The organism is Thetidibacter halocola (assembly GCF_018224955.1).
Taxonomy (GTDB): Bacteria; Pseudomonadota; Alphaproteobacteria; order Rhodobacterales; family Rhodobacteraceae; genus Thetidibacter; species Thetidibacter halocola.
In genome coordinates, this window is record NZ_JAGTUU010000003.1 from 349322 (window position 1) to 373985 (window position 24664).

Annotated in this window: 24 protein-coding genes; 12 read left to right on the forward strand and 12 right to left on the reverse strand. The window is 67.3% G+C overall.

Going from position 1 to position 24664, the window contains the following annotated elements; genetic code table 11:
• The first annotated feature begins 2 nt into the window (after positions 1-2).
• From KB874_RS08700 to KB874_RS08730, 7 genes are all read left to right on the forward strand, one after another.
• Entirely contained in the window at positions 3-1163 is a 1161-nt protein-coding gene (locus KB874_RS08700; RefSeq protein ID WP_212536176.1) for a M20 aminoacylase family protein, read from the forward strand.
• Positions 1164-1258: 95 nt separating this feature from the next.
• Entirely contained in the window at positions 1259-2425 is a 1167-nt protein-coding gene (locus KB874_RS08705; RefSeq protein ID WP_212536177.1) for a M20 aminoacylase family protein, read from the forward strand.
• Positions 2426-2527: 102 nt separating this feature from the next.
• A complete protein-coding gene (gene speB / locus KB874_RS08710; protein ID WP_212536178.1) occupies positions 2528-3490 on the forward strand; it encodes an agmatinase in 963 nt (320 codons plus the stop codon).
• A gap of 106 nt (positions 3491-3596) precedes the next feature.
• Positions 3597-4010 carry a DUF1499 domain-containing protein gene (locus KB874_RS08715; protein ID WP_212536179.1) on the forward strand — a complete coding sequence of 138 codons (414 nt, stop codon included), beginning with the start codon at positions 3597-3599 and terminating at the stop codon, positions 4008-4010.
• Positions 4011-4041: 31 nt separating this feature from the next.
• The gene (gene prfA, locus KB874_RS08720) at positions 4042-5091 is read left to right on the forward strand and encodes a peptide chain release factor 1 (protein ID WP_212536180.1); all 1050 of its coding nucleotides are present in this window, start codon (positions 4042-4044) and stop codon (positions 5089-5091) included.
• 1 nt (position 5092) lies between these two features.
• On the forward strand, positions 5093-5941 hold the full coding sequence (prmC, locus tag KB874_RS08725; protein ID WP_212536181.1) for a peptide chain release factor N(5)-glutamine methyltransferase: 849 nt from the start codon (positions 5093-5095) through the stop codon (positions 5939-5941).
• Between the two features lie 207 nt (positions 5942-6148).
• Positions 6149-6796 carry a DUF4167 domain-containing protein gene (locus tag KB874_RS08730; RefSeq protein ID WP_212536182.1) on the forward strand — a complete coding sequence of 216 codons (648 nt, stop codon included), beginning with the start codon at positions 6149-6151 and terminating at the stop codon, positions 6794-6796.
• A 42-nt stretch (positions 6797-6838) separates the two neighbouring features.
• On the opposite strand, the gene rsmA is transcribed toward KB874_RS08730, so the two are convergent.
• The 6 genes from rsmA to KB874_RS08760 all read right to left on the reverse strand — a co-directional run bounded on the left by rsmA (position 6839) and on the right by KB874_RS08760 (position 14290).
• Positions 6839-7681: a 16S rRNA (adenine(1518)-N(6)/adenine(1519)-N(6))-dimethyltransferase RsmA gene (rsmA, locus tag KB874_RS08735; protein ID WP_212536183.1), complete on the reverse strand. Its 843-nt coding sequence runs from the start codon at positions 7679-7681 to the stop codon at positions 6839-6841.
• 82 nt (positions 7682-7763) lie between these two features.
• Positions 7764-8735, reverse strand: a complete 972-nt coding sequence (gene pdxA, locus KB874_RS08740) for a 4-hydroxythreonine-4-phosphate dehydrogenase PdxA (RefSeq protein WP_212536184.1) — start codon at positions 8733-8735, stop codon at positions 7764-7766.
• Complete coding sequence (locus KB874_RS08745; RefSeq protein ID WP_212536185.1) at positions 8732-9943, reverse strand: peptidylprolyl isomerase; 1212 nt, start codon at positions 9941-9943, stop codon at positions 8732-8734. Before KB874_RS08745 ends, pdxA begins: the two co-directional genes overlap by 4 nt.
• Positions 9931-12084: an LPS-assembly protein LptD gene (locus tag KB874_RS08750; RefSeq protein WP_212536186.1), complete on the reverse strand. Its 2154-nt coding sequence runs from the start codon at positions 12082-12084 to the stop codon at positions 9931-9933. Before KB874_RS08750 ends, KB874_RS08745 begins: the two co-directional genes overlap by 13 nt.
• Positions 12084-13178 carry an LPS export ABC transporter permease LptG gene (gene lptG, locus KB874_RS08755; RefSeq protein WP_212536187.1) on the reverse strand — a complete coding sequence of 365 codons (1095 nt, stop codon included), beginning with the start codon at positions 13176-13178 and terminating at the stop codon, positions 12084-12086. Before lptG ends, KB874_RS08750 begins: the two co-directional genes overlap by 1 nt.
• Entirely contained in the window at positions 13175-14290 is a 1116-nt protein-coding gene (locus tag KB874_RS08760) for an LptF/LptG family permease (protein ID WP_212536412.1), read from the reverse strand. Before KB874_RS08760 ends, lptG begins: the two co-directional genes overlap by 4 nt.
• A gap of 148 nt (positions 14291-14438) precedes the next feature.
• Here KB874_RS08760 and KB874_RS08765 point away from each other — a divergent pair, with 148 nt between their 5' ends.
• Both KB874_RS08765 and KB874_RS08770 read left to right on the forward strand, forming a co-directional pair.
• Positions 14439-15905: a leucyl aminopeptidase gene (locus KB874_RS08765; protein ID WP_212536188.1), complete on the forward strand. Its 1467-nt coding sequence runs from the start codon at positions 14439-14441 to the stop codon at positions 15903-15905.
• Between the two features lie 5 nt (positions 15906-15910).
• A complete protein-coding gene (locus tag KB874_RS08770; RefSeq protein WP_212536189.1) occupies positions 15911-16378 on the forward strand; it encodes a DNA polymerase III subunit chi in 468 nt (155 codons plus the stop codon).
• Here KB874_RS08770 and KB874_RS08775 read toward each other — a convergent pair.
• The 3 genes from KB874_RS08775 to KB874_RS08785 all read right to left on the reverse strand — a co-directional run bounded on the left by KB874_RS08775 (position 16375) and on the right by KB874_RS08785 (position 19782).
• Entirely contained in the window at positions 16375-16956 is a 582-nt protein-coding gene (locus KB874_RS08775; protein ID WP_212536190.1) for a retropepsin-like aspartic protease family protein, read from the reverse strand. The genes KB874_RS08770 and KB874_RS08775 overlap by 4 nt on opposite strands.
• A gap of 56 nt (positions 16957-17012) precedes the next feature.
• The gene (locus KB874_RS08780; protein WP_212536191.1) at positions 17013-17633 is read right to left on the reverse strand and encodes a MarC family protein; all 621 of its coding nucleotides are present in this window, start codon (positions 17631-17633) and stop codon (positions 17013-17015) included.
• Positions 17634-17928: 295 nt separating this feature from the next.
• A complete protein-coding gene (locus tag KB874_RS08785; protein WP_212536192.1) occupies positions 17929-19782 on the reverse strand; it encodes an ABC-F family ATP-binding cassette domain-containing protein in 1854 nt (617 codons plus the stop codon).
• A gap of 129 nt (positions 19783-19911) precedes the next feature.
• Here KB874_RS08785 and ndk point away from each other — a divergent pair, with 129 nt between their 5' ends.
• Complete coding sequence (gene ndk / locus KB874_RS08790; RefSeq protein WP_212536193.1) at positions 19912-20334, forward strand: nucleoside-diphosphate kinase; 423 nt, start codon at positions 19912-19914, stop codon at positions 20332-20334.
• A 64-nt stretch (positions 20335-20398) separates the two neighbouring features.
• On the opposite strand, the gene KB874_RS08795 is transcribed toward ndk, so the two are convergent.
• Both KB874_RS08795 and KB874_RS08800 read right to left on the reverse strand, forming a co-directional pair.
• The gene (locus tag KB874_RS08795; protein ID WP_212536413.1) at positions 20399-20731 is read right to left on the reverse strand and encodes a TfoX/Sxy family protein; all 333 of its coding nucleotides are present in this window, start codon (positions 20729-20731) and stop codon (positions 20399-20401) included.
• A 57-nt stretch (positions 20732-20788) separates the two neighbouring features.
• Entirely contained in the window at positions 20789-21973 is a 1185-nt protein-coding gene (locus KB874_RS08800) for a pyridoxal phosphate-dependent aminotransferase (protein WP_212536194.1), read from the reverse strand.
• A 272-nt stretch (positions 21974-22245) separates the two neighbouring features.
• Between KB874_RS08800 and KB874_RS08805 the strand changes: the two genes are divergently transcribed.
• Together KB874_RS08805 and KB874_RS08810 are read left to right on the forward strand one after the other, a co-directional pair.
• A complete protein-coding gene (locus tag KB874_RS08805) occupies positions 22246-22605 on the forward strand; it encodes a hypothetical protein (RefSeq protein WP_212536195.1) in 360 nt (119 codons plus the stop codon).
• Complete coding sequence (locus KB874_RS08810) at positions 22586-23881, forward strand: DNA-packaging protein (RefSeq protein WP_346346525.1); 1296 nt, start codon at positions 22586-22588, stop codon at positions 23879-23881. The genes KB874_RS08805 and KB874_RS08810 overlap by 20 nt, the downstream gene beginning before the upstream one ends.
• A 201-nt stretch (positions 23882-24082) precedes the next feature.
• On the opposite strand, the gene KB874_RS08815 is transcribed toward KB874_RS08810, so the two are convergent.
• A complete protein-coding gene (locus KB874_RS08815; RefSeq protein WP_212536197.1) occupies positions 24083-24496 on the reverse strand; it encodes a hypothetical protein in 414 nt (137 codons plus the stop codon).
• Positions 24497-24664: the final 168 nt, after the last annotated feature.

Consider the following 24664-nt stretch of genomic DNA (forward strand, 5'->3'; position numbering starts at 1 on the left):
CCATGCCCGTCCTGAACCGCATCGCAGGCTTTGCCGAGGAAATGGCAGGCTGGCGCCGTCACCTGCACCGGCATCCGGAACTGTCGCTGGACTGCCACCTGACAGCCGCCTTCGTGGTCGAGCGCCTCGCCGAATTCGGGGTCGACGTGATCGAGACCGGCATCGCCACCAGCGGCGTCGTCGCGGTGATCGAGGGCAGGGGGCCCGGCCCCGTGACCGGCCTGCGCGCCGACATGGACGCGCTGCCCATGGACGAGGCGACGGGTGCGGAATGGGCCAGCACCACCCCGGGCCGGATGCATGCCTGTGGCCATGACGGCCACACGGCGATGCTGCTGGGGGCTGCGAAATACCTCGCGGAGACGCGCAATTTCGCGGGAAAGGTCGTGCTGATCTTCCAACCCGCCGAGGAAACCATCGGCGGCGGCCGGATCATGGTCGAGGAAGGCATCATGGAACGCTTCGGCATCGACGAGGTCTATGCCCTGCACACCGACCCGTTCGGCGACCTGGGCGAGTTCCGCACCTGTCCCGGCCCGATCATGGCGGCAGTGGACGATTTCGAGATCACCGTGACGGGCAAGGGCGGCCATGCAGCCTATCCGCATGAATGTCTCGATCCGTTGCCCTGCGCGCTGGCCATCGGCCAGGCGATGCAGACCGTGGTCTCGCGCAATGCCGATCCGCTGGCCTCGTTGGTGGTGTCGCTGACGCAGGTTCATGGCGGCACCGCCTTCAACATCATCCCCGAGAGCGTGCGGCTGGCCGGCACCGTGCGCAGCTTTGACCCGAAGGTGCGCGACATGGCCGAACGGCGCATCGCCGAAATCGCCAGGGGGCAGGCGGCCAGCTATGGCGTCACCGTCGCGGTGGAGTATCGCCGCAACTATCCGCCCACCGTGAACCATGCCGACCAGACCGCCCGCGCAGTGGCCGTGGCGCGGGAGGTCTCGCCCGCCGTGATCGACGATCTGCCACCCGAGATGGGGGCCGAAGATTTCTCTTACATGCTGAACGTCCGCCCCGGGGCCTTCCTGTTCCTGGGCCAGGGCAAGGGACCGTCGGTACATCACCCGGAATTCGACTTCAACGATGCCGCCGCGCCCTATGGCGCGAGCTTTTTCGCGCGGCTGATCGAGACGCGGCACGGCGGGGGACGGTGACGGCGCTCGTCCTTCGGACATCGCCCCGCCCACCGTCCCGCATGTGTTGCGCCTGTAGTCAATCGGCGCGACAGTTCCGAAAAAGGAGATCCCCCATGCCTATCGTGAATTCCATCGCCGCCCAGGCCGAAGAGATGACCGCCTGGCGCCGCCACCTGCACACGATCCCCGAACTTGGTCTGGACTGCCACAAGACGGCAGCCTTCGTGGTGGATCAACTGCGCGGCTTCGGGATCGAGGACATCACCACGGGCATCGCCCGCACCGGGATCATCGCCATCATCGAGGGCCGCGAACCGGGGCGCACCATCGGTCTGCGCGCCGACATGGACGCGCTGCCGATGCAGGACCTCTCGGGCACGGGCTGGGCCTCGACCGTGCCGGGCATGGCGCATACCTGTGGCCATGACGGCCACACGACGATGCTGCTCGGCGCCGCGAAATACCTGGCCGAGACGCGCAATTTCGCGGGGCGCGTCGCGCTGATCTTCCAGCCCGCCGAGGAAAACGAGGGCGGCGGGCGTATCATGGTCGAGGAAGGCATGATGGAGCGGTTCGGCATCGACGAGGTCTATGGCATCCACAATTCGCCGGGCCTGGCGCAGGGCCATTTCGCCACCAATCCCGGCGCGCTGCTGGCGGGCGTCGACGAGTTCACGATCACCATCACCGGAATCGGCGGTCATGGCGCGCAGCCCTACCAGACCCGCGACCCGGTGATCGCGGCCGCCAGCATGACGCTTGCGCTGCAAAGCATCGTCAGCCGCAATGTCAGCGCGCTTGACCGCCTGGTGGTCTCGGTCACGCAGATCCACACCGGGTCGGCGATGAACATCGTGCCCGAGACCGCCATGCTCAACGGCACCGTGCGCTACTTCGACAAGGCCGTGCAGGCCACGGTCAAGGAGCGCATGGCCGAGATCGTGGAATTCCAGGCCAGGAGCTTTGGCATGACGGCAACGCTCGACTATTCCGAGGGTTACCCGCCCACGATCAACCACCCCGACCAGGCCGCCTTCGCGGCCGAGGTCGCGCGCGAAGTCGCGGGCGAGAACGCCGTCGATGCCGACGCGCCGCCGATCATGCCCGGCGAGGATTTCGCCTACATGCTGCTGGCGCGCCCGGGCGCCTACCTCTTTCTTGGCCAGGGCGACACGCCGGGCTGCCACCACCCGAAATACGACTTCAACGACGGCATCGCCCCGATCGGCGCCAGCTTCTTCGCCCGACTGGTGGAGCGCGCCCTGCCGATCAAGGACTGAGCCGTCCCTTCATCTTGCCCGATAAACTCCGGGGGTGAGGCGCGGAACGCGCCGAGGGGGCAGCGCCCCCTCGACCCCATCCACACAGGACCACGACCGACCATGAGCCTCGAAGACGCCAAGCGCCAGATCGACCACGCCTTCACGAGGGAAGACCTCAAGGGCCCCTCATTCGAGAACGTCTTTGCCGGCGCCACATCCTTCCTGCGCCGCCGCTACACGAAGGACCTCGCGGGCATCGACATCGCCGTCACGGGCCTGCCCTTCGACCAGGCGGTGACGAACCGGCCCGGCACGCGCCTCGGGCCGCGCGCCATCCGCGAAGCCTCGCAGCTGCAACCCTGCGACGCGCCCTATGGCTGGGGCTTCGACGTGCTGTCCGAGTTCGCCATCGCCGATTACGGCGACATGGCCTTCGACTATGCCATGCCCTCCGAGGTGCCCGAGCGCATCCGCGCCCATGTGGCCGGCATCCTGGGGCAGGGCGCGGCCTGCATCGCGCTGGGGGGCGATCACTCGGTCACGCTGGGCTGTCTGCGGGCGCACGCGGGAAAGCACGGGCCACTCTCGGTGATCCAGTTCGACGCCCATACCGACACCTGGGCCGATGACGATTTCGCGCGGGTCGATCACGGCACCTTCCTCTACAAGGCGGCGAAGGAAGGCACGGTCGTGCCCGAACGCTCGGTCCAGATCGGCATCCGCACCGACAATCCAGACCCGCTGGGCTTCCACATCCTCGACGCGCCCTTCGTGCATGACAACGGCCCCGCCGTCGTGGCGCAGCGGGTGAAGGAGATCGTCGGCGACGCGCCCTGCTATGTCACCTTCGACATCGATGCGCTGGACCCGGCCTTTGCGCCGGGCACGGGCACGCCGGTCTGGGGTGGATTGGCCAGCCACCAGGCGGCGGCGATCCTGCGCGGCATCGCGGGTGTCAACATGGTCGGTGGCGACGTGGTCGAGGTCTCTCCGCCGTTCGATTCCGCCGCGATCACGGCGGTGGCGGGCGCGCATGTGGCGACGGCGCTGCTGTGCCTGTGGGCCTATGCAAGACGCGGCTAGGGGTGGCGGGTCCTTGCCGGGTCACAGCATTGTCCTTTGAGAATCGCGCCCAACCGTGTCATGCCCGCCTGAGGGCAGGACAACGAAGCCGGGGGACACCGTGCGCATGATCTTCTACGCCATCGTCATTCTCGTCTTCGGCGGGCTGGCCTGGATCCGCCTCGCTCCATCGGACCCTGCGGTGTGGAACGTCGATCCGCAGGTCACCGCAGACCAGGACCTGGCCAGTGGCGTGCGCCGCCGCATTCCCGGCGGCGAGGCGACGCTGACCGCGCTGCACCAGATCATCCTGGAAACCCCTCGGACAGAGGTGCTGGCCGGCGACCCCTCGGAGGGGCGCGTGACCTATGTCACCCGTTCCAAGTGGATGGGCTTTCCCGATTACACGACCGTTCAGCTGTCCGATGGCCAGGTCGAGCTGTATGCCCGGCTGCGCTTTGGCCAGTCCGACATGGGTGTGAACCGCGCCCGGGTCGAAGGCTGGTTGTCGGCGCTGCAATCCGAGGGCGGCACGTCTTGACGCGGCGCCGCGGGCGCGCCATTCAGCCCGCATGATCCCCCAGGACCGCCTTCGCCAGATCAAGGACAGGCTCGGCTATGTCGAGGCGCGTATGAGCACGGGCGATGGCGACATCGCCGCGCTGGGCCGTGAATATGCCGAATTGCGCCCTCTGGTCTCGGTGATCGAGGATTGGGAGCGGCTGAACACCGACATCGCCGAGGCCGAGGCGATGCTGTCCGATCCCGAGATGCGCGCGCTGGCCGAGGAAGAACTGCCGCAGCTGCGCGCCCGCCTGCCCGAGGCCGAGCGCGCCGTGCAACTGGCACTGCTGCCGCGCGATGCGGCCGATGCCCGGCCCGCCGTGCTGGAAATCCGCCCCGGCACGGGTGGCGAGGAGGCGGCGCTGTTCGCTGCCGACCTGGCCCGCATGTACCAGCGTTACGCCGAGGCGCGCGGCTGGACATGGGACGTGATCGAACAACAGGACAGCGATCTGGGCGGCCTGCGTGAGCTGGTCGTGCGAATCGCGGGCGAGGGAGTCTTTGCCCGTCTCAAGTTCGAATCCGGCGTGCACCGCGTCCAGCGGGTGCCCGAGACGGAATCGGGCGGGCGCATCCATACCTCGGCCGCGACCGTCGCCGTCCTCCCCGAGGCGCAGGAGGTCGATATCCAGATCGACCCCAACGATATTCGCATCGACACGATGCGCAGTTCCGGCGCGGGCGGGCAGCATGTGAACACCACCGACTCGGCGGTGCGGATCACGCATATCCCCTCGGGGATCGTCGTCACCTCGTCCGAGAAGTCCCAGCACCGCAACCGCGAGATCGCCATGCAGGTGCTGCGCGCGCGGCTGTTCGACAAGCAGCGCCAGGAGGCCGATTCCGAGCGCGCCGGCGCGCGCAAGGCGCAGGTGGGCTCCGGCGACCGCAGCGAGCGCATCCGCACCTACAACTTCCCGCAAGGGCGCATGACCGATCACCGGATCGGGCTGACGCTGTACAAGCTCGATCAGATCCTGCAAGGCGACCTCGACGAGATCATCGACGCTCTGACCGCCGAACACCAGGCCGCCGCCCTCGCGGAAATGGGCGCCTGAGATGCGCGGAACCGACCTGCTGGCGCGGGCCGTCGTGCGGCTGCGCGACGCGGGTGTGCCCGATCCGGGCCGCGATGCGCGCCGCCTGCTGGCCCATGTGCTGAAGGTGCCGCCGGGTCGGCTGACCCTGTTCCTGCCGGAACCTGTGGCGCCGGACCTCGGCATGGCCTTCGATGCGCTGGTCAATCGCCGCGCGGCGCGCGAGCCCGTCAGTCACCTGACCGGCCGCCGCGCCTTCTATGGCCGCGACTTCCTCGTGACGCCCGATGTGCTGGACCCGCGCCCCGAGACGGAAACGCTGATCGAGGCGGCCCTAGCCGAGCCCTTTGCCTCGGTCCTCGACCTTGGTACCGGGACGGGCTGCATCCTTCTGACGCTGCTGGCCGAACGGCCGCAGGCCTATGGCACGGGCATCGACCTCAGCGAGGCGGCGCTGAACGTGGCCTTCTGGAACCGCAACGCGCTGCGGCTGGAGGCGCGGGCGGAACTGCTGCAAGGCAACTGGTGCGTGCCGCTGGACCCGGACATGCGCTATGACCTGATCGTGTCGAACCCGCCCTATATCGCCGCCTCCGAGATGGCCGGGCTGGCGCCTGAGGTGCGCGACCACGAGCCACTCCTCGCGCTCACCGACGAGGAGGACGGCCTGTCGGCCTATCGCGCCATCGCCGACCAGGCGCCCGGTCATCTCGAACCCGGCGGGCGGCTGATCGTCGAGATCGGGGCGACGCAGGCGGAGGCGGTTTCCGCTCTTTTCGAACGGGCGGGGCTGGCCCGGATTGCCACGATTGCCGATCTCGACGGGCGCGATCGCGTGGTCGTCGCGCATCGCGACGCGGAAAAACGCTGAAAAGCGCGGCGAATTGCCCGGGACATGCCGCAAACCCCTTGTCTCTGCGGCGCCACTATGCTTAATCGAGGGCGTCAGGTGGTTGGACAGTGCCAACGCCGTCCTTCCTGACGCCAAGCCGAACAGCCGCGTGACCAGAAATCGGACCGGCGCAAAGCGCGCCCCAGGGGTCACTCCACAGTCAAAACGGACTGGATAGCCAAACTTATGCGTTCCACCAAATCCCGCTCGCGGAACAAGAACAACCGCAACCGCAACCCTCTGGGCAATGTCGTGAACCGTGTGTTCGACAGCTCCGGGCCCGAGGGCAAGGTGCGCGGCACGCCGCAGCAGATCATCGAGAAATACAACCAGCTGGCGCGTGACGCCGCCCTGGGTAACGACCGCGTCGCGGCCGAGAACTTCCAGCAGCACGCAGAGCACTACCTGCGTATGCTGGCAGAGGCCCAGCGCGAGCAGGACCAGCGCCGCGAGCAGCAGGAACGCGAGAACCGCGAACGTCAGGCGCAGCGCGACCGCGACCGCCCCGAGCGTGACGGCCAGTCCGGCGACCGCAGCGGCGACGACGATCAGCCGCGCCGCGCCGACAACCCGCGCCGCGCCGATCCTGCGCGCGGCGACGACCAGCCCGACGTGCTGGACCTGCACGGCGACGATGACGGCCCAGGCCTTGTCGAGACACCCGAATCGCGCTCTGAGGCTGCTCCGGAGCCGGCCCCCGCAACCGAGGAAAAGCCGCGCAAGCCCCGCGCCCCGCGCCGCCCCCGGAAAAAGCCCGAGGCCAAGGATGGCGGCCAGGGCGAGGCGCCGGCCGGATCGGACAAGCCCGGCGACGCCACCGAAGCGGCGGAATGACGGGATGGACTTAGGCCCCTTCGGGGGCCTTTTTCGTGGTGCTCAGCGGCGCGCGATCTCGCGCGCCAGCGCGCAGAATCCCTCGATCGGCACCTGTTCGGCGCGATCCGTGGGCGCGATCCCGGCCGCCCTCAGCCGATCCTCGATATCCGGCCCGAACCCCTTCAGCGCCGCGCGCAGCATCTTGCGCCGCTGGTTGAAGGCCATTGCCACCACCCGCTCCAGCACCGCCGGATCGGCCTCGAAACGCGGGCCGGGCAAGGCGCGCAGATGCACCACCGCGGACGAGATCTTGGGCGGCGGGGTGAAGGCCTCGGGCGGCAAGGACAGCGCGATGCGCGCCTCGCATCGCCATTGCGCCAGAACGGCGAGCCGCCCATAGGTCTTGGAGCCTGGCTGCGCCACGATCCGCTCGGCCACCTCGCGCTGGAACATCAGCGTGAGACTCGTCCAGAAGGGCGGCCATACTGGCGGTGTCAGCCAGCGCACCAGCAGTTCGGTGCCCACGTTGTAGGGCAGGTTGGCGCAGATCGCGATGGGCGGGGTCAGATGTGCCAGCGGGTCGACCTCCAGCGCGTCGCCCTCGATCACTTGCAAGCGGCCCGGATAGGCCGCGGCGATCTCTGCCAGCGCGGGCAGGCAGCGTGCGTCCTTCTCGATGGCCAGCACGCGCCGCGCCCCCTCGGCCAACAAGCCGCGGGTCAGCCCACCGGGGCCCGGCCCCACCTCCAGCACGTCCATCCCCGACAAGTCGCCCGCAATCCGCGCGATCCGTGCGGTCAGGTTCAGATCCAGGAGGAAGTTCTGCCCCAGCGCCTTCTTGGCGCGCAGGTCATGCGTCGCGATGACCTCGCGCAGGGGCGGCAGGGCGTCGATCCGGCTCATGGCGTCTCTGGGCTCCAGATACCCCGGGGGGGGCTCGCGCAGCGAGACGGGGGCACAGCCCCGATGTCCCGGCTCGCCACGATCACGCCTTGCCCCCGGCCATGCGCCAAGCCATGCGCAGCGCCTCGATCGTGCTTGTGGGATTGGCGACGCCGCGCCCCGCGATGTCGAAGGCGGTGCCGTGATCCGGCGAGGTGCGGATGAAGGGCAGGCCCAGCGTCACGTTCACGCCGCGGTCGAAATCGAGCGTCTTGATCGGGATCAGAGCCTGGTCGTGATACATGCAGAGCGCGGCGTCATAGCCGGCGCGGGCGCGCTCGTGAAACATCGTGTCGGCGGGCAGCGGGCCGCGCAGGTCCATGCCCACGGCGCGCAACCGGTCCAGCACCGGGGCGATCAGCGTCTCTTCCTCGTGACCCATGCGCCCGCCTTCGCCCGCATGCGGGTTCAGGCCGGCCACCGCCAGCCGCGGTGCCGCGATGCCGAACCGCTCGACCAGGGCGCGATGGGTGATGCGGATGCGTTTTTCCAGCAGGTCCGCGGTCAGCACGCGGGGCACCTCGGCCAAGGCGATGTGGATCGTCACCGGCACGACACGAAGCCGGTCCGAGGCGAGCATCATCACCACCTCGTCCACCCCGGCGAGATGGGCGAGAAACTCGGTATGGCCGGGAAAGGCGAAACCGGCCCCGTCGGCCAGCGCCTTCTTGTGGATGGGCAGGGTGCAGACGCCACCCGCCGAGCCGTCCTGCGCCAGCCGCACGCCGGTCTCGATCGCCGCCACCACGCCGGGAGCGTGCGCCGCCTGCGCCACGCCGGGAACGCGCGGGCCGGGCATGGACAGAGCCAGCACCGGCAGGCCCTGTGCGGCCGCCTTGGCGGCCTGGGCGGGGCTGTCGATGACGACCGAGGGCACGGTTCCGGGGAGATGGGCTGGATCGCCGATCCAGAAGAAGGGCAGGGATTCGCCCAATTCTGACCAGGCGGCCTCGGCCAGTTCAGGGCCGATGCCGGCGGGCTCTCCGCAGCTCAGCGCGATGGGCGCAGGTGTCATTTCTCGATGATGACCGAGTCGGAGCGCAGCTGTTCCAGGTAACTTGCGGCGAGCGATTCGATGCGCTGGTTGCGAAGCCCGATGCCAAAGCTCTCGCGGTCGAGATCGTCCGACAGTTTCGGCGAGCGTCCGCATAGCATCAGGAAGACCAGCGTCTGGCCGTTCGCCCGCGTCAGCGCGGTCGAGACCTCGCCGGGGTCGAGCTTGCTCAGTTCGAAGGCGATGTCGGTGGGGATCTGCTCGGGCGGCAGCGATCCGCGTTCCAGCACCTCGGCCGGCTGGCCCTTGGCGACGCCATAGAGGTCGTCACAGCGGTCCAGCGTGCTTTCCAGCACGCGCGCCTTGGCCAGCGTTTCGGGCGAGCGGCCACCGGGCATGTAATAGGCGGCGTATTCGATGGTCGCGCTTTCCGGAGCGGCAAAGCCGGTTTCCTCGATCTCGCGCAGCTGGAACAGGGCGATGGCGCCTTGCAGCGGGATCGGTTCCGACACTTCGCCCGGCTTCAGGCCCAGCACGATTGGGCGCAGCGGCGGCGGTAGCTCGGTCAGGTCCTGCCAGGGCAGGCGGCCGCCATTGCCGCGCGTGGCGGTTGCAGAATAGCGACGCGCCTCGGCCGAGAAGGCGGCGGTCGAGTCGAGTTCGGCGATGCGGGCGGCGCGGGCGCGCACTTCTTCCTGGTTCTGCGGCGTCATCGGCATGATGATCTCGGACAGCAGGACGCGCACCGAACTGCCGCCCTGCGCGGTCAGGGCGCGGTCGATCTCGTCTTCGGAGACATTGGCGCGTCCGGCAAAGCGCTGCTGGACCAGGATCCGCCAGCTGAGGCCGGCCTGCACGAAATCGCGGAAGGTCTGTTCGGCCACGCCCCTGGCCTCGAGGGCCGCAACGAATTCCTCGCGCTCGAGGTTTGCGCGGGCGGCGAATTCGGCCATCCCGTCCAGCACGTCCTCGGGCGAGGGGCGGATGCCGGCATCCTGCGCTGCGTTCAGGCGCAGACGGTCGTCGATCAGCTGCTGCCGCGCGGTTTCCATCGGGTCGCCGGGGGCGTTCAGCAATTGCAGCATGCGCGCGCGCTGCTCGATCTCGTAGCCGGTGATCACCTTGTCGTCGACGAGGATGGCGGGCGAGAACAACCCCTGCGCCTGCGCGCCCGAGGACAGCGACAGGCCGAGGACCAGCGCGGCGGAGAGGCGGGTCAGTAGGTGCATGTGCGACGGTACTCCTTGCCACTGCCGCCGGTGGAAAACCCCTTGAGCGCGACAGTCAGGTCGAAATCGGTGCTTGGTTCGAGGTTGGTCGACGACGCCAGGCGACGCGATGCCGACAAACCCACCTCCACGCATTCATTCCGGTATTGCAGGCCCAGCCCGACGCGGTCAAGCCGGTCGTCGGCAAGGTCATAGCGCCACTCGGTCAAGGCGGTCCAGTGCCGATCGAAGCGGTAGGTGCCGTCAAAGCTCCATTCCGACAGCGCCTTTGAACGGTTTTCGTCCGGATCGGTCACCAGCAGCAGGTAGGACGCGCCGAGGTCGAGCCGGGCATTGGACCAACCTGCCCGCGCCTCGGCCTTGGAAAAGCGGCTGTTTTCCTCAAGAAGGCCGCGCGCCGAGATGGTCAGACCGACGGGATGAGCGAAACTCCCGGCCAGCAAGATGTCCGACGCGGTATCCATCAGGCCCGATGAGCGCGAGAAATCGGGATCTGCCGCCTCGCGCCAGACGCGGCCCATGGTCAAGGCTGCCGTCCATCCGGTCGGTGCCTGGTGCATCCAGCGCAGCCCGGCGGCCAGCGTGGCGCCGTGTTCACGCCGGTCGGCGGCGGGAAAACGCGACAGCGACAGCAGGTTTGCCTCGTCGAATTCGACGCGGGTGCTTTCGTCGTTGGGATTGCCGGGTCGGGTTCCGCCTGTCCAGCCCAACTGGACGACCGGTTCCAGCAGGGTGCGACCGCCCGCGGGGCCGACCCGCAGCAGCGGCCAGCGCAGTTCTACCGCTGCGCCGGGCGTGGCGCGGGCGATATCGGGCGTGGCAGTCACGTCCTGCCGCGTGGCGAAGGAGTCGAGCCAGAGGTGGGCGCTGGCCCCGGCGCGCAGGCCCATCGGCAGGGTCCATTGGTCGCGCCAGCTGATCTCGGCGTTGACGCGGGCGACGTCCCGGCCGTCGATCTCGGTATCGGCGTCCGTGCCATCGATCGGCAGGTCGGAATAGCGATAATGGGTGTGCGCCGTGGCGTTGAACCGCCATTCGCCACCCCCGGCCCAGGCCGGGAACCACCGGCGTTCGAACCGTGCGTCCGAGACGATGGTGGGCTGGGTGCCGTTGTCCTCGCTTACGCGGAGCGACTGGTAGTGCACGAGATTCGCCTGGAGAAAGGCGTCGCGGCGCACCCGGGTCACGGTCAGGCGGCTTTCCAGCCGGTCTTGGCTGGTGACGCCGTAATCGTTGAGATAGCTTTCGTCCGAGGCGGTCTTGATGTCGAAATCCAGCTTGAAATCGTCCGGCAGGTCGAACAGGCCGCGGGCAAAAAGATAGCCCCGCGCCGCGTCCGAACCCAGCGTGTCCGACGACACGGCGCCCGTCACCTCGAGATCGCCATGCACGAAGGCGCGTCTATAGCGTAGTTCCAGCGTGCGGGTGTTTGGCGACAGGAAGGGCGTCAGCGTGACGTCCTGGTGATCGCCCAACGGGATGAAATAGGGCACACGCACCCCGAAACCCAGCAGGGTCGAGGTATGGATCGTCGGGATCATGAAGCCGCGCGCACGGTCCAGCGTCGGGTCCGGCATGCGCAGGCGCGGCAGGTAGAACACGGGCACGTCCAGCACGCGGACCTGCGCGTCGTCGAAATAGAGCTGGCGTGCCTCGGTGTCATGCACGACTCGCGTGGCGCGGATCTGCCACAGCGGCGCGCTGGTGCCGCAGACCTGGCAGGAGGTGGCGGCAACGCGGCTGAGCCGGGTATAGCGGCCGCCGACGCGGCGCGCCTCGACCGAGGCGACCTGCAACTGCTCGTCCAGAACCAGCCGTGCCCCTGTCAGCAGTCCGTTCTTCAGCGCACGATCCATCGTGGCGAAATCGGCGATCAGCACGTTGCCCTGCGGATCGGTGATGCGGATCGGGCCGTCGATCTGCAGGGTCTCTGCGGTGCTATCATAGACGATGCGGCTGGCTTGCAGACGGGTGCCATCCTGCAACGCCTCGACATTGCCGGTGGCGATCAGGCGGCTGTCACCCTCGACCAGGATCTCGTCGGCGACCAGCAGTGCGGGGCCGTCCTGCGCGCGCGCGGGCGGCGCGAGCGCGAGGCACAGCGCGGCGATCAGCGGCGCGATCAGGCGGACGGTGCGCATCAGCCGTCCTCCATCTGAAGCACCAGGCCAAGCGCCAGCAGCAGCGCCGCGACCGGCGGCACCCACGCCGCCAGCAGCGGCTGGAGCTGGCCGTTCTCGCCCATGATCTGGGCGAAGTTGCGCACGTAATACAGGCCAAAGCCCAGCAGGATCGCCGACAGCACCGAGACGCCGGTGCGCCCCAGCCGGGCGGGCCGCATGGTAAAGGCCGCGCCCACCAGCACCATGGCCACCAGGAACAGCGGCCTGGCCAGTTCCATCTGGAACCAGACCAGGTGGCGGCGCGCGGAAAAGCCCGCCTGTTCGAGATCGGAGATGAAATCGGGCAGATCCCAGATCGCCACCGCCGAAGGGCTGCCGAACCGGTCGCGGATGCTGTCCTGTGTCAGGTTCGACGGCAGCAGCAGCATGTCATGCGCCCGCGCGCCCAGTTCCGGGTTCAGACCCGGCGTCAGTGGCCAGGCGGTGGCGTTGGTGAGGCGCCAGGCGCCGTCGGTCAGCTCGGCCTCGGCGGCGAGGATGCGGCTCTGCGGTCCGCCCTGGGGCGCGTAGGTCACGATGGACACGTCGTAAAGCCGTGTCGCCTCGGCATTGGCGCGGTCGGCGCGGATCACCGCCTGCCCCTCGTCGCCACCCTGGCGCAGCCACAGCCCCTCGGGGCCGATCGAGATGGCCGAGGCGCTGCCCGTGCGGTAGGTCTCGCGCAGGTCGGCATAGCGTTTCGAGGTCGCGGCGACGATCGGGTTCATCATCGCCACCACAAGCACGCCGATCAGCAACGCTACCAGCAGCGGCGCGGCCAGCACCGTCAGCCCGGACCGGCCCGTGGCGCGTACCACGACCAGTTCCGACGACCGTGCCAGGCTGATGAACAGGGCGATGGTCGACAGGATCATCACCAGCGGCAGGATCTGGTACAGCCCGTCGGGCAGTTTCAGCGCGGCCAGCTGCACCACCTGCCCGAAGGTGGCGTCGTCGCCGAAACGGCGCAACTGCTCGACCAGGTCCAGCAATGCCTGGAGCAGGGCGAACACGGCGAAGAGGCCGAGGAACATCATCAGGAAGCGGCGGGCGAAATAGGCGTGAAGGATCATGTAGCGGCCTCCGCCGGGGGCGACCCGCGCCGCCGGGGGCGCCACCCTCGCCCGCCCGAGGCCAGAAGCGCCCAGACCATGCCGAGACCGACCACCGAGGGCAGATAGACCAGCGGCCAGAGCCGGGAAACGCTCCGCACCGGGTCGCTGACGCCGGATTCCACCAGCTTGACCGTCACCAGCAGGAAAATCGCGCCGACAATCTGCTTTGTGACGCCAAAGCGCGAGAAGGTGCCGGCCTGAAGCGCCGCAAAACCGATCAGCGCAGCCACCATCGCAAGGATCGGCTGTTCGAAACGCATATGCGCCTCTTGCAGCACGGCACCGGGTCGTTCGCGCAGTTCCTCGGCCAGCGCCTCTGTCCGGGTCAGCAATTCCAGCGTCGGTACCGTGTCGAGCCGCCGCACGACCACGCGGGACTGCGCGACCAGGCCGCTGATGTCGTAGATCAGGTCGGCGAAGGTGGTGGTCGAGAGGCGCCTTTCCTCGAGGTTCATGGTCTGTGCGAGGCCGGAGATCATGACCAGCTTTGGCCCGTCATCGGCCCGCAGCAGGTAGGCGCGCTCGGCGGTATAGGTCAGGCTGCGGTCAGGCTGTCGGCGGTCGGACAGCAGGACGTCGCGCAACTCCCCATCCGGGGCAATGTCGCCGATGTAGAAGGTGACGCCCCGCGCAGGATGCAAAAAGGTTCCCTCGCGCAGCAGTCGGGCCGAGACCGAGCCGGAAATCTCCTGTTCGCGCAGGCGCAACTGCGCGATCGAGGCGGGCACGAGGACATGGCACAGGATCGCCGTCATCAGCGCGATGATCGTGCCGTAGATCGCGACGGGGCGGGCCAGGCGCCAGGGCGAATAGCCCACGGCCTTGACGACGGTCAGTTCGGAATCGCCCGACATGCGGTTGGTCACGTAGACGGCGGCGGCAAAGCTGGCCATCGGCATGATCTGGAGGATCACCGCCGGCAGCGACAGCATGGTGAATTCCAGGAAAACCCCCGCCGAGTGCCCGTCGGCGATCAGCCGGTCGAACAGCACCACCGCACGGTTCACCCAGTAGACCAACACCAGCACCAGCGAGAAGAATCCGAACAGCACCATCAGTTGCGACAGCATGTATCTGTCGAATCTCTGCACGCCGACATGTCCCCCAGCAGTTCCTGTGCCGGAGCCTAGCCGATGCGCAGGGGACGGGAAAGGTGGCACTGGCCAAGGACTGCCGCGCGCATTACCTGTGGGCGGGGAACGGCCGAAGGGGAAAGACATGACGGACCTGCGCGCAATCCGCTTTGCGGCGGTGGAACTGGACGCCCTGGCGGACATCGAGGGGCACCTGGGAATCACGGTGCCCGCCGCCGGAACCATGAGCCCGGGTGCGCGGCGCCTGAACCGGCTGTGCAAGGGCGCGCTGGCGCGGCTGTTGGCCTCGGAGGCCTGGGAAAAGGTCAAACCCGGCGAGGGGCATACGCTGTCGCATCCCGCGGGCATGACCTGCGCCGCGTTGCACGTGGTCAAGGTCGAACGCCGCCCGGCGCAGGCGGATGCGCGCAAGGCCGGTGCGACGCTGGCGCGGCTGGCGGGCGAGGCGCCGCTGACGGTGCTGGTCGAGGGGACGGGCCTGCCGGAACAGATCGCGCTGGGGCTGGCGCTGCGCGGCTATGCCTTTACCGCGCGCAAGTCCGAACCGGGCAAGACACCGGCCCCGGCGGTGCTGATGGTGCGCGACGCGGACGCGGTCGCGCAGGCCGCGGCGCCGGTGCTGGCGGTGGCCGAGGGCGTGTGCTTCACCCGCGACCTGACCTCGGAACCGGCCAACGTGCTGACCACCACCGAGTTCGCCGCAAGGCTGGAGGCGCTGCGCGGCATTGGCGTCGAGGTCGAGGTGTTGGAGGAGGATCGCCTGACCGAACTGGGCATGGGGGCGCTGCTGTGCGTCGGGCAAGGCTCTGACAGCCCATCCAAGGTCGTCATCATGCGCTGGAAGGGCGGCGAGGGCGCGCCGCTGGCGCTGGTCGGCAAGGGCGTCGTGTTCGACACCGGCGGCATCAGTCTCAAACCTGCGCAGGGCATGGAAGACATGACCATGGACATGGGCGGCGCGGGCGTCGTGGCCGGGGTGATGAAGGCCCTCGCGCTGCGCAAGGCGCGTGCCAATGTCACCGGCCTTGTCGGGCTGGTCGAGAACATGCCCTCGGGTTCGGCGACCCGTCCGGGCGATATCGTGAAATCGATGAAGGGCGACACGATCGAGGTCATCAATACCGATGCCGAAGGGCGTCTGGTGCTGGCCGACGTGCTGTGGCACGCGCAGGAAACCGAAAAGCCCGCCGCCATCGTCGACCTGGCGACGCTGACCGGGGCCTGCATCATCGCGCTGGGGCATCACAATGCGGGCGTCTTTGCCAATGACGACGCCTTTGCGGCCGATTTCCTCAAGGCGGCGCAGGCCGAGGGCGAGGGCGCTTGGCGCCTGCCAATGGGCCCGGCCTATGACGAGCAGATCAAGTCGCAGAAGGCGGACATGAAGAACACCGGCGGGCGGCCCGGTGGGGCGGTGACGGCGGCGCAGCTGCTGCAACGCTTCGTGCGGCCGGAAATGCCGTGGATTCATCTGGATATCGCGGGCGTGGCGCAGGTCACGTTCGACACCACGCTGGCGCCCAAGGGCGCGACGGGCTGGGGCGTCATGGCGCTGGACCGGCTGGTTCGGGACAAGTTCGAGAAGGGCTGAGGGCCGTGGGGGCGGTCTATTTCTACCACCTGACGCGCCAGCCGGTCGAGGTCACGCTGCCCATGCTGCTGGACAAGTCGCTGGCGGCGGGCTGGCGCGTGGCGGTGCGCGGCACCGATCCCGCCCGGATGGACTGGCTGGACCAGAAGCTGTGGCTGGGTCCCGAGGAGCAGTTCCTGCCGCACGGGCTGGCCGGCGGCGATCACGACGCGGATCAGCCGGTGCTGCTGACAGTGGGACCGGGCGAAGCCAACAACCCGGCCTGCCTGATGGCGATCGACGGGGCCGAGGTGTCGGTCGACGAGGTGCAGCGGCTGGAACGGGTCTGCATCCTGTTTGACGGCCATGACGACTCTGCTCTGGGCGTCGCGCGCGCTCAATGGAAGGCACTGACCGGGGCGGGGTGCCGGGCGCTGTACTGGTCCGAGGAATCGGGCCGCTGGCAGAAGCTGCGCGAGACGGGCGGGGATTAGCGCTCGAGCACCAGCTTGCCGCCGGCGATCTCGATCCGGTCGAAGCGTTGCAGATAGCTCATCCCCAGCAGTGACTTGTCCATCTCGCCCTCGTTGACGTAGGCCGGCACGCGGGCGTCGGTGAAGGGGCCGACCGCCACCGTGTCCAGCGTGACGGGCGCCGTCCGGACAAGGCCGTTCGCGGTCATAGCCTCGGAGAAATAGGCCAACTCGCCCAGTGATAGGCCTGCGCGTTCGGCATCCGCCCTGGTCAGGACCATGGCCGAGGCGCCGGTATCGACGACAAAGCGCACCGGAACGCCGTTCAGGTCGAGTGTGACGTAGTAGTGGCCGTCCGGTGCGCGGGGCAGTTCGATCCGGCCGGATTCGGCAAAGACCGATTGCTGCGGACGGACTGTCTGGCGGATGTCGCCCCACAGGCCGATGGCCGCAATCACCCCGATGAAGATCAGCACCCAGGCCGACATCTGGCGCAGCGTCTTGCCCAAGCCCTGTCGGTTCTCGACGAAGAACCAGAAGGCGATGGCGCAGCCCAGCACCACGAGGTAGATCGCCTGACCGAAATCGTCGCCGTTCATGCCGCCGCTCCTTCTGACAAGGGAAAGATAGGGGCGCTTGCGCGGAATTTCGAGCCTCAGAGCGCGCCGAAACCGAACGCGCGCAGCCCGTCCAGCACGAATTGCACCGAAAGCGCGGCCAGCAGCATCCCCAGGAGCCGCGTGACGACGACGATTCCCGTCCGGCCCAGCGCCCGTTCGATCAGTCCCGCCAGCAGGAACATCACCATCACGATGGCCAGGACCGAGACCATGACGCCCATGATCCCCGCCATTTCCAGCGCGCTGTCGGACTGGCCCGCGAGCAGGATCATCGTAGCGATGGCGCCCGGGCCCGCGATCAGCGGAATGGCGATGGGAAAGACCGAGGGGTCGGGCATGTCCTCGGGCTCGACCTTGTCCTCGCGTCGCTTGGTGCGGCGCTCGAACAGCATGTCGAGGGCGGTCAGGAACAGCAGGATTCCACCCGCGATGCGGAAGGCCGGCATGGAGATGCCGATGAAGCCCAAGACCGCCTCGCCGAGGAAGGCGAACAGCGTCAGCACCGCGAAGGCCGTGATGCAGGCGCGCAAGGCCACGGCGCGGCGATGGCGCGCGTCGGCGCCCGCGGTCAGCGCGATGAAGATCGGCGTGAGGCCGATCGGGTCGATCACGACAAAGAGCGTCGCAAAGGCCGTTATGAGCGCGGCGGTGTCCATGGGCCGGGCCTAGCCGGGCGCACCGGCGGAGTCCAGCGGCCGAGGCCGCTGCCGTCGTGCGGCCCCAGTTGCGCAGGATCCTCTGGACGCGGAAGCAGGAAAAGACGAGCGGTCGAACATCCTGTCGCCGAAATGGTCGTCCATCTGAGCCTAGTGCACGCCGGGCAAGGTCAGGCGGCTTTGGTCATGGCCTTGCGCGATGGCCCAGCGGCGCGCCGTAGGCACGTCCCGTGGATAGCCGACGTGCCGACCCTCGGGAAAAATCGGGGAAGGCAGTTACCGGTCGCGTGAACGGCTACGCGCTTTCTGCGGCGTCGAGTTTCTCGGCAGCGGCCTCCCACATGGCCTCGGCGCGGGCGAGGCCTTCCATGACCTCGGCGTATTTGCGGTTCCAGACCTCGAGCTCGCCCACCTTTTCGGGCTCGTAGAGCGCGGGATCGGCAAGTTTTTTCGCCAGCCTGCCGCGCATCTCCTCGATCTTGGTCACGCGATCCTCGCAGCGGCGGAGCTCCGCCCGCAGTTCGAGAATCACGTCACGAGACGGGCGTTTCGGTTTGGAATCGTTTGGTTTCTGAGCCTTCTTTTGGTCCTTTTCAGAGATCAGCAGCAGGGCGCGATAGGTGTCGAGATCGTCCTCGTAGGGCGCCACGCCACCATCCGAGACCAGCCAGAGCCGGTCTGCCACCATGCCCAGCAGGTGCATGTCGTGGCTGACAAGGATCACCGCGCCGGAATAGGCGGTGAGCGCCTCGACCAGCGCCTCGCGGCTTTCGATGTCGAGGTGGTTGGTCGGTTCGTCGAGGATCAGCAGGTGTGGCGCATCAAGCGTTGCCAGCAACAGCGACAGGCGCGCCTTCTGACCGCCGGACAGGCGTGCGACCTCGGTTTCCGCCTGCGCCGCCATCAGGCCGAAGCCCGCGAGGCGCGCCCGCAACTGCGCCGGCGCTGTTCCGGAGCGTTCGCGTTGCAGGTGTTGCAGGGGCGTTTCGTCCAGGTGAAGTTCGTCGACCTGGTGCTGGGCGAAATAGCCGATGCGCAGCTTGCTGGAGGTGGTCATGCGCCCCTCGATCAGCGGCAGGCGGCCGGACAGCAGTTTCGACAGGGTCGACTTGCCCTGGCCGTTGCGGCCCAGCAGCGCGATGCGGTCATCCTGGTCGATTCGCAGGTTCATCTTTCGAAGGATGATCTTTTCGCCATAACCCGTTGCGCCACCTTCGATATTGATGATCGGCGGGCTGAGTTCCTCGGGTTGGGGGAAGGTGAAGACGCGCTTGGCGGCCTCCTCTGGCGCGGTGATCATCTCCATCCGCTCGATCATCTTCAGGCGGGCCTGCGCCTGCTTGGCCTTGCTGGCCTTGGCGCGGAACCGGTCGACGAAACCTTGCAGATGGGCGCGGCGTTCCTGCTGTTTCTTTGCCGTGGCGGTCTGCTGGGCGCGCTTTTCTGCGCGCTGCCGGACAAAGCCGTCATAGGGCACGCCGTAATAGGTCAGCCCACGATCCTCGAGATGCAGGATCGAGCCCACCGCGCGGTTCAGCAGGCCGCGGTCGTGGCTGATGATTATGACGGTGTGTGGATAGCGCGCGAGGTAGCTTTCCAGCCAGAGCGCGCCTTCGAGGTCGAGATAGTTCGTCGGTTCATCCAGCAGGAGCAGGTCGGGCCGGGCGAAGAGCACGCCGGCCAGCGCCACGCGCATCCGCCAGCCGCCGGAAAAGGCGCTGCACGGCATCAGCTGTTGTTCCGGGTCGAAACCAAGGCCACGCAGGATGGTGGCGGCGCGCGCCTCGGCCGACCAAGCGTCGATATCGGCAAGCCTGGTCTGGATCTCGGCCATGCGGTTGCCGGTCGCGTCCTCGGCCTCGGCCATCAGCGCGGCGCGTTCGGTGTCGGCGGCCAGAACCGTGTCGATCAGCGAGACCTCTGTGGCGGGCACTTCCTGCGCGACGCCGCCGATCTTGGCGCGCGAGGGCAGCGTGATCTCGCCGCCATCCAGAGTCAGTTCGCCCCGTATGAGGCGGAAGAGCGTGGTCTTTCCCGCGCCATTGGCGCCGACCAGGCCCACCTTGTGACCTTCGGGAATCGTGGCGGAGGCGCCCTCGAACAGGGGGCGGCCCTCGACGGAATAGGAGATGGAGTCGATGCGCAACATGGGCGCGGCTTAGCAGAGGCCGCAGGGGGGCGCCAGCGGCGCGGCAAGGGGTTTCCAATCGCTGCGCCCCATGCTAACGCCGCGCCCAATCGGCCGGGCTTGTCCGGCCTGTCACAATGGAGCGAACCCATGGCAATCGAACGCACTCTGTCGATCATCAAGCCCGACGCCACCCGCCGCAACCTGACCGGCAAGATCAACGCCAAGTTCGAGGATGCGGGCCTGCGCATCGTCGCGCAGAAGCGCATCCACCTGACCAAGGCGCAGGCCGGCGAGTTCTACAAGGTTCACGCCGCGCGCCCGTTCTATGACGAACTGTGCGAGTTCATGGCGTCCGAACCGGTCGTCGTGCAGGTGCTGGAAGGCGAAGGCGCCATCGCGAAGAATCGCGAAGTGATGGGCGCCACCAACCCGGCCGACGCGGCCCCGGGCACGATCCGCGCCGAATTCGCGGAATCGGTTGGCGAAAATTCGGTTCATGGGTCGGACGCACCGGACACCGCAGCCGGAGAGATCGCGTATTTCTTCTCGGGCCTCGAACTGGTGGGCTGAGCCACACCGCTTCCTCGGATCGGAAAGGCGCCCCGCGGGGCGCCTTTTTGTTTTGGCGGCGGGGTCAGGGGCGGATGCCGAAGTCGCGCAGGAAGGCGGTGAGGTCGGGCGGCAGGGCGCCGTCCTGTCCCGCGGCGCCGGCCTTGATCGCGTCAAAGCGTTCCCGCAGGGCGGCTTTTTCGGCGCCCTTGCAATCGTTCCAGGGACGGCCCTGCAACGCCATGACCAGGACGTAATAGCCGATGAAATGGGGTTTTTCGCCTGCGGCCAGCAGACGGGCATAGGCCCGGTCGGCACCGAGGGCGCGCAAGTCCTCGGCCGAGCGAATGCCGGCGCGTGCCATCGCTGCCTCTGTTGCCGGGCCGAGGTTGCGGATGGAGGAAACCGGCGTGGTCATGGTCACGCGGTCGAGGTTCGGCGGCGGATGCCGCCCCGAGTGGGGCGCAAGTGCCGTTCAGGCATCGGCGAGTCCCTTTGCGAAGTCGCACAGAGTATGCACGGCTTCCCAAAGGCGGTCATCCTCGACCGTGAGGGCCACGCGAATGTGACCGGCGGCGGAGCGGCCAAAGCTTTCGCCCGGCATGACGGCGATGCGGTGCTGATCGAGCAGGCGTTCGGCGAAGTCGCGGCCCGATAGACCGGTCTTGCGGATGTCGAGCATCAGATACATGGCCCCCTGGGAGGGGATGACACCGACGATGTCCTGCTTTTCCAGCGCGTCGAGGATGATCTGGCGGCGGCGGTGGAACGGTTCGGCAACGGCCTGTTCGGCGGATTCGCCCTGTGACAGGGCAAAGACGGCCGCATCCTGGATATAGCCGGGCACACCGTAGGTGGTGCAGGTGGCGAGGTCGATCAGGGAGCCGATCGCATCCTCCGGCCCGACGAGCCAACCGATGCGCGAGCCGGTCATCGCGTGGCTTTTCGACAGCGAGCCGATCACCAGCGTGCGCCGCGCCATGCCGGGCAGGGCGCGCGGGCTGAGATGGCTGCCCTGCCAGACCTGCGTGTCGTAGACCTCGTCCGACAGGAGCCACATGTCGCGCGCCTGCACCACGGAGGCCAGCGCCTCGAGCGTGAGGCGGGGATAGACTGCGCCGGTCGGGTTGTTCGGCGTGTTGACCAACAGGCTGGTGGCGCGGAAATCGGCGGCCAGCCTGTGCACCTCTGCCGGATCGGGCAGAAAACCCCGTTCCGCGCGGGTGCGGATGGCGACCGGATGGGCCGAGGCGGCGCGGATCGTGCCGGGATAGGTGGCGTAATATGGATCGACGAACAAGGCCGCGTCGCCCGGCGTGCAGGCGGCCATGTGCGCGGCAAAGAGCGCGGCCTGGCCGCCAGGCGTGACAAGCACGTTCTCGCGCGTGGTGGGCACGCCGGTGCGGGCCTGAACCCGGTCGGCGATGGTCTCGCGCAGGGCATCGGTGCCCGGCACGCTGGCATATCCGGTATGGCCCGCCCGAGCGGCCCGGTGCATGGCCTCGAGAATCGTCGGGTCGGTGGTGATGTCGTGTTCGCCAATGGTGAGCTCGGTGACCTGCTGGCCGTCGCGCACCATGGCGCGGGCGCGATAGAACACCTCCCACCCGTCAGAGCCGTCTTCGTTCAGCCGCGCAACGCGGTTCGAGAGCTTGGGCATGCGACCCTCCTCAATTGCGGTCGTTCTTGCCAGAGCCGGCCCCGCCCGGCAAGCGCACCGAACGATGCGGTTTTCTATCTGATTGCCACCTTAGAAAGGGTAAACGGTTTCAGATATTTGCGTTCGCTGGTGGCTTTGACAGACAGGGCAATCGCGGCTAGCGTCCATCCATGCTGGACGTGTCGGCATGTGGAACAGGCCGGGCGAAGATCCGATCCGCATCACCGCCGCTTACCTGGAGGGGAGACCTACAGGCAAGAAAGGTGTCGAGCATGGAAGAGCAGAACGAAGACCGGACGCTGATCCGGGCCAGCAGCCGCCTGAGACGGCTGGAATCAGAACGGGATGACATCGCCGAGATGCTGGCGACCATCCGCGAAGATATCCGCGATCTGAGAACGCGGATCCGGCAGGGCGAAGTTTCCAGGAGTGCAGAGGACGCGAAGTTGATGGCGGACATCCGCTACTGGCTGCGTGCGTCGCGGGAAACGGAGGCCGAGATTGAAGACATCAGGCGCAAGGAAGAGGGAATCGTCGGGGAATACGGATTGGACCTCGAACAGGCATGCGTTGCGGTCCGGTGCCAGCTTGATAGCCTCCGCGCCTGCTGCGGTGCAGGAGAGGTTTCTTGACGGTCTGACCACCGGGGAGCGCATCGCGCTCCCCTACCTGTTCGAATTCTGGGCGCATCCGCACCAGCTGCCGCCGGATGGTTTCTGGCGGTCCTGGGTGATCCTGGGCGGGCGCGGCGCGGGAAAGACGCGGGCGGGCGCCGAATGGGTGCGATCCCAGGTCGAGGGCGCGCGGCCGCTGTCGCCGGGGCGCTGCAAGCGGCTGGCGCTGATCGGCGAGACGCTGGACCAGGCGCGCGAGGTGATGATCTTTGGCGACAGCGGGATCATGGCCTGTTCGCCGCCTGACCGGAAACCGAAATGGGTGGCGTCGCGGCGCTGCCTCGTCTGGCCGAACGGGGCGGAGGCGATGGTCTATTCCGCCTTCGACCCTGAATCGCTACGGGGGCCGCAGTTTGATGGCGCCTGGGTGGATGAACTGGCGAAATGGCCCAAGGCGCGCGAGACCTGGGACATGCTGCAATTCGGGCTGCGGCTGGGGGATGACCCTAAGGTCTGCGTGACGACGACGCCGCGCAATGTCGATGTGCTGAAGGAATTGCTGGAGCTGCCGTCCTCGGTGGTGACCCATGCGCCGACCGAGGCGAACCGGGCGCACCTGGCGGAGTCCTTCCTCGAGGAGGTGCGGGCGCGCTATGCGAACACGCGGCTGGGGATGCAGGAACTGGACGGCGTGCTGGTCGACACGGTCGATGGCGCGCTGTGGTCGCGCGAGATGTTCCGGCCCGCGGGGCGGGTTCCCGATCTGGATAGGGTCGTTGTGGCGGTCGATCCGCCGGCGGGGACGGGCAAGGCGGCGGATGAATGCGGGATCGTGGTGGCCGGTGTGGTCATGCAGGGCAAGCCGCATGAATGGCGCGCCTATGTGCTGGAGGATGCCTCGGTCCAGGGGGTGTCTCCGACCGGATGGGCCACGGCGGCAGTCGAGGCGGCGCGGCGCTGGGACGCGCAGCGGGTGGTCTACGAGGCCAACCAGGGCGGCGCGATGGTGGGCACGGTGCTGCAACAGGTCGACCCGGGCGTGGCGCTGAAGGCGGTGCATGCCTCGGACGGCAAGAGCGCGCGGGCCGAGCCGGTGGCGGCGCTGTATGAGCAGGGCCGGGTGTTCCACGCGGCGGGTCTGGGGCGGCTGGAGGCGCAGATGCAACTGATGACGCAGCGCGGCTTCGAGGGGCAGGGCAGCCCGGACCGGGTGGACGCGCTGGTCTGGGCGGTGACGGAGTTGATGCTGGGGCGGGGGGGGATGGCGTCGCCGAGGGCAAGGACGTTAGGGTGAGGAATTACAATTTTCAAGGACCAAGGCGAATGTTTTGGTCCTGTTCTATCATGAGATAACGAATTCTTTGCGGCAAATGGATCTTGCAGCCTTTCATTCTTCAATTTGTCATAATGTAGCTAGTTGATTAGGAACTCTAAAATTTTCAATACGGTGGGCAGAGGGTGGGGTTTATTGATGGAAATACTTGCGCGGCTCAGGTTAAATAAAGACGAAATATGCTAAAGCTGCAAAACCCAAGAGCGCAACCAATGCGGCTGTGGAAGCAGCCACCCACATTGCCGAGACAGCGGCAAAGCTAGCAGTAAGCAAGTTCTGAAGGAACGGCACTTCGACGGCGGGCTCTTCAACAAAAGCCAATCCATACCAAGTATCGTCGATTCTAAGAATAGCAGCTTTGCCTGTTAGAAGAATTCCGTGTTTCAAAGCCATAATAGTCCCGTCTTCGTCACCGGCCCACCAACGATCCATCATGATGCGTTGTTCAAATTCGATCGAATTTTTTATTTTGACTGGAGCGATGCCGCTAGCAACCGTATAGCCGATAATGACAGCAGCAGCTGAAAATAGGCGTACTGCTTTTAGTAAGTCATCTAAACTCGCCCGTAGGTCCATTAGGATTCCTCGTCGGTGGTATGAAGCAAAATATGAAAGCTCTTTCATTTAGCCTTAATTTTAGATGGGCTCAACAAAGATTCTCAGTGTTGCGCACCCACCGTGCGGTGCCGTGAAAGCCTCTTAAGCCCAGTCTCCTACAACCCTCACAACGGCGGAAAGACCCGC

Excerpts from the sequence above, each read along its gene's own strand:
- KB874_RS08700 (WP_212536176.1), top strand. The coding sequence starts at position 3 with ATGCCCGTCCTGAACCGCATCGCAGGCTTTGCCGAGGAAATGGCAGGC.
- KB874_RS08705 (WP_212536177.1), top strand. The coding sequence starts at position 1,259 with ATGCCTATCGTGAATTCCATCGCCGCCCAGGCCGAAGAGATGACCGCC.
- speB (WP_212536178.1), top strand. The coding sequence starts at position 2,528 with ATGAGCCTCGAAGACGCCAAGCGCCAGATCGACCACGCCTTCACGAGG.
- KB874_RS08715 (WP_212536179.1), top strand. The coding sequence starts at position 3,597 with ATGATCTTCTACGCCATCGTCATTCTCGTCTTCGGCGGGCTGGCCTGG.
- prfA (WP_212536180.1), top strand. The coding sequence starts at position 4,042 with ATGATCCCCCAGGACCGCCTTCGCCAGATCAAGGACAGGCTCGGCTAT.
- prmC (WP_212536181.1), top strand. The coding sequence starts at position 5,093 with ATGCGCGGAACCGACCTGCTGGCGCGGGCCGTCGTGCGGCTGCGCGAC.
- KB874_RS08730 (WP_212536182.1), top strand. The coding sequence starts at position 6,149 with ATGCGTTCCACCAAATCCCGCTCGCGGAACAAGAACAACCGCAACCGC.
- rsmA (WP_212536183.1), bottom strand. The coding sequence starts at position 7,681 with ATGAGCCGGATCGACGCCCTGCCGCCCCTGCGCGAGGTCATCGCGACG.
- pdxA (WP_212536184.1), bottom strand. The coding sequence starts at position 8,735 with ATGACACCTGCGCCCATCGCGCTGAGCTGCGGAGAGCCCGCCGGCATC.
- KB874_RS08745 (WP_212536185.1), bottom strand. The coding sequence starts at position 9,943 with ATGCACCTACTGACCCGCCTCTCCGCCGCGCTGGTCCTCGGCCTGTCG.
- KB874_RS08750 (WP_212536186.1), bottom strand. The coding sequence starts at position 12,084 with ATGCGCACCGTCCGCCTGATCGCGCCGCTGATCGCCGCGCTGTGCCTC.
- lptG (WP_212536187.1), bottom strand. The coding sequence starts at position 13,178 with ATGATCCTTCACGCCTATTTCGCCCGCCGCTTCCTGATGATGTTCCTC.
- KB874_RS08760 (WP_212536412.1), bottom strand. The coding sequence starts at position 14,290 with ATGCTGTCGCAACTGATGGTGCTGTTCGGATTCTTCTCGCTGGTGCTG.
- KB874_RS08765 (WP_212536188.1), top strand. The coding sequence starts at position 14,439 with ATGACGGACCTGCGCGCAATCCGCTTTGCGGCGGTGGAACTGGACGCC.
- KB874_RS08775 (WP_212536190.1), bottom strand. The coding sequence starts at position 16,956 with ATGAACGGCGACGATTTCGGTCAGGCGATCTACCTCGTGGTGCTGGGC.
- KB874_RS08780 (WP_212536191.1), bottom strand. The coding sequence starts at position 17,633 with ATGGACACCGCCGCGCTCATAACGGCCTTTGCGACGCTCTTTGTCGTG.
- KB874_RS08785 (WP_212536192.1), bottom strand. The coding sequence starts at position 19,782 with ATGTTGCGCATCGACTCCATCTCCTATTCCGTCGAGGGCCGCCCCCTG.
- ndk (WP_212536193.1), top strand. The coding sequence starts at position 19,912 with ATGGCAATCGAACGCACTCTGTCGATCATCAAGCCCGACGCCACCCGC.
- KB874_RS08795 (WP_212536413.1), bottom strand. The coding sequence starts at position 20,731 with ATGACCACGCCGGTTTCCTCCATCCGCAACCTCGGCCCGGCAACAGAG.
- KB874_RS08800 (WP_212536194.1), bottom strand. The coding sequence starts at position 21,973 with ATGCCCAAGCTCTCGAACCGCGTTGCGCGGCTGAACGAAGACGGCTCT.
- KB874_RS08805 (WP_212536195.1), top strand. The coding sequence starts at position 22,246 with ATGGAAGAGCAGAACGAAGACCGGACGCTGATCCGGGCCAGCAGCCGC.
- KB874_RS08815 (WP_212536197.1), bottom strand. The coding sequence starts at position 24,496 with ATGGACCTACGGGCGAGTTTAGATGACTTACTAAAAGCAGTACGCCTA.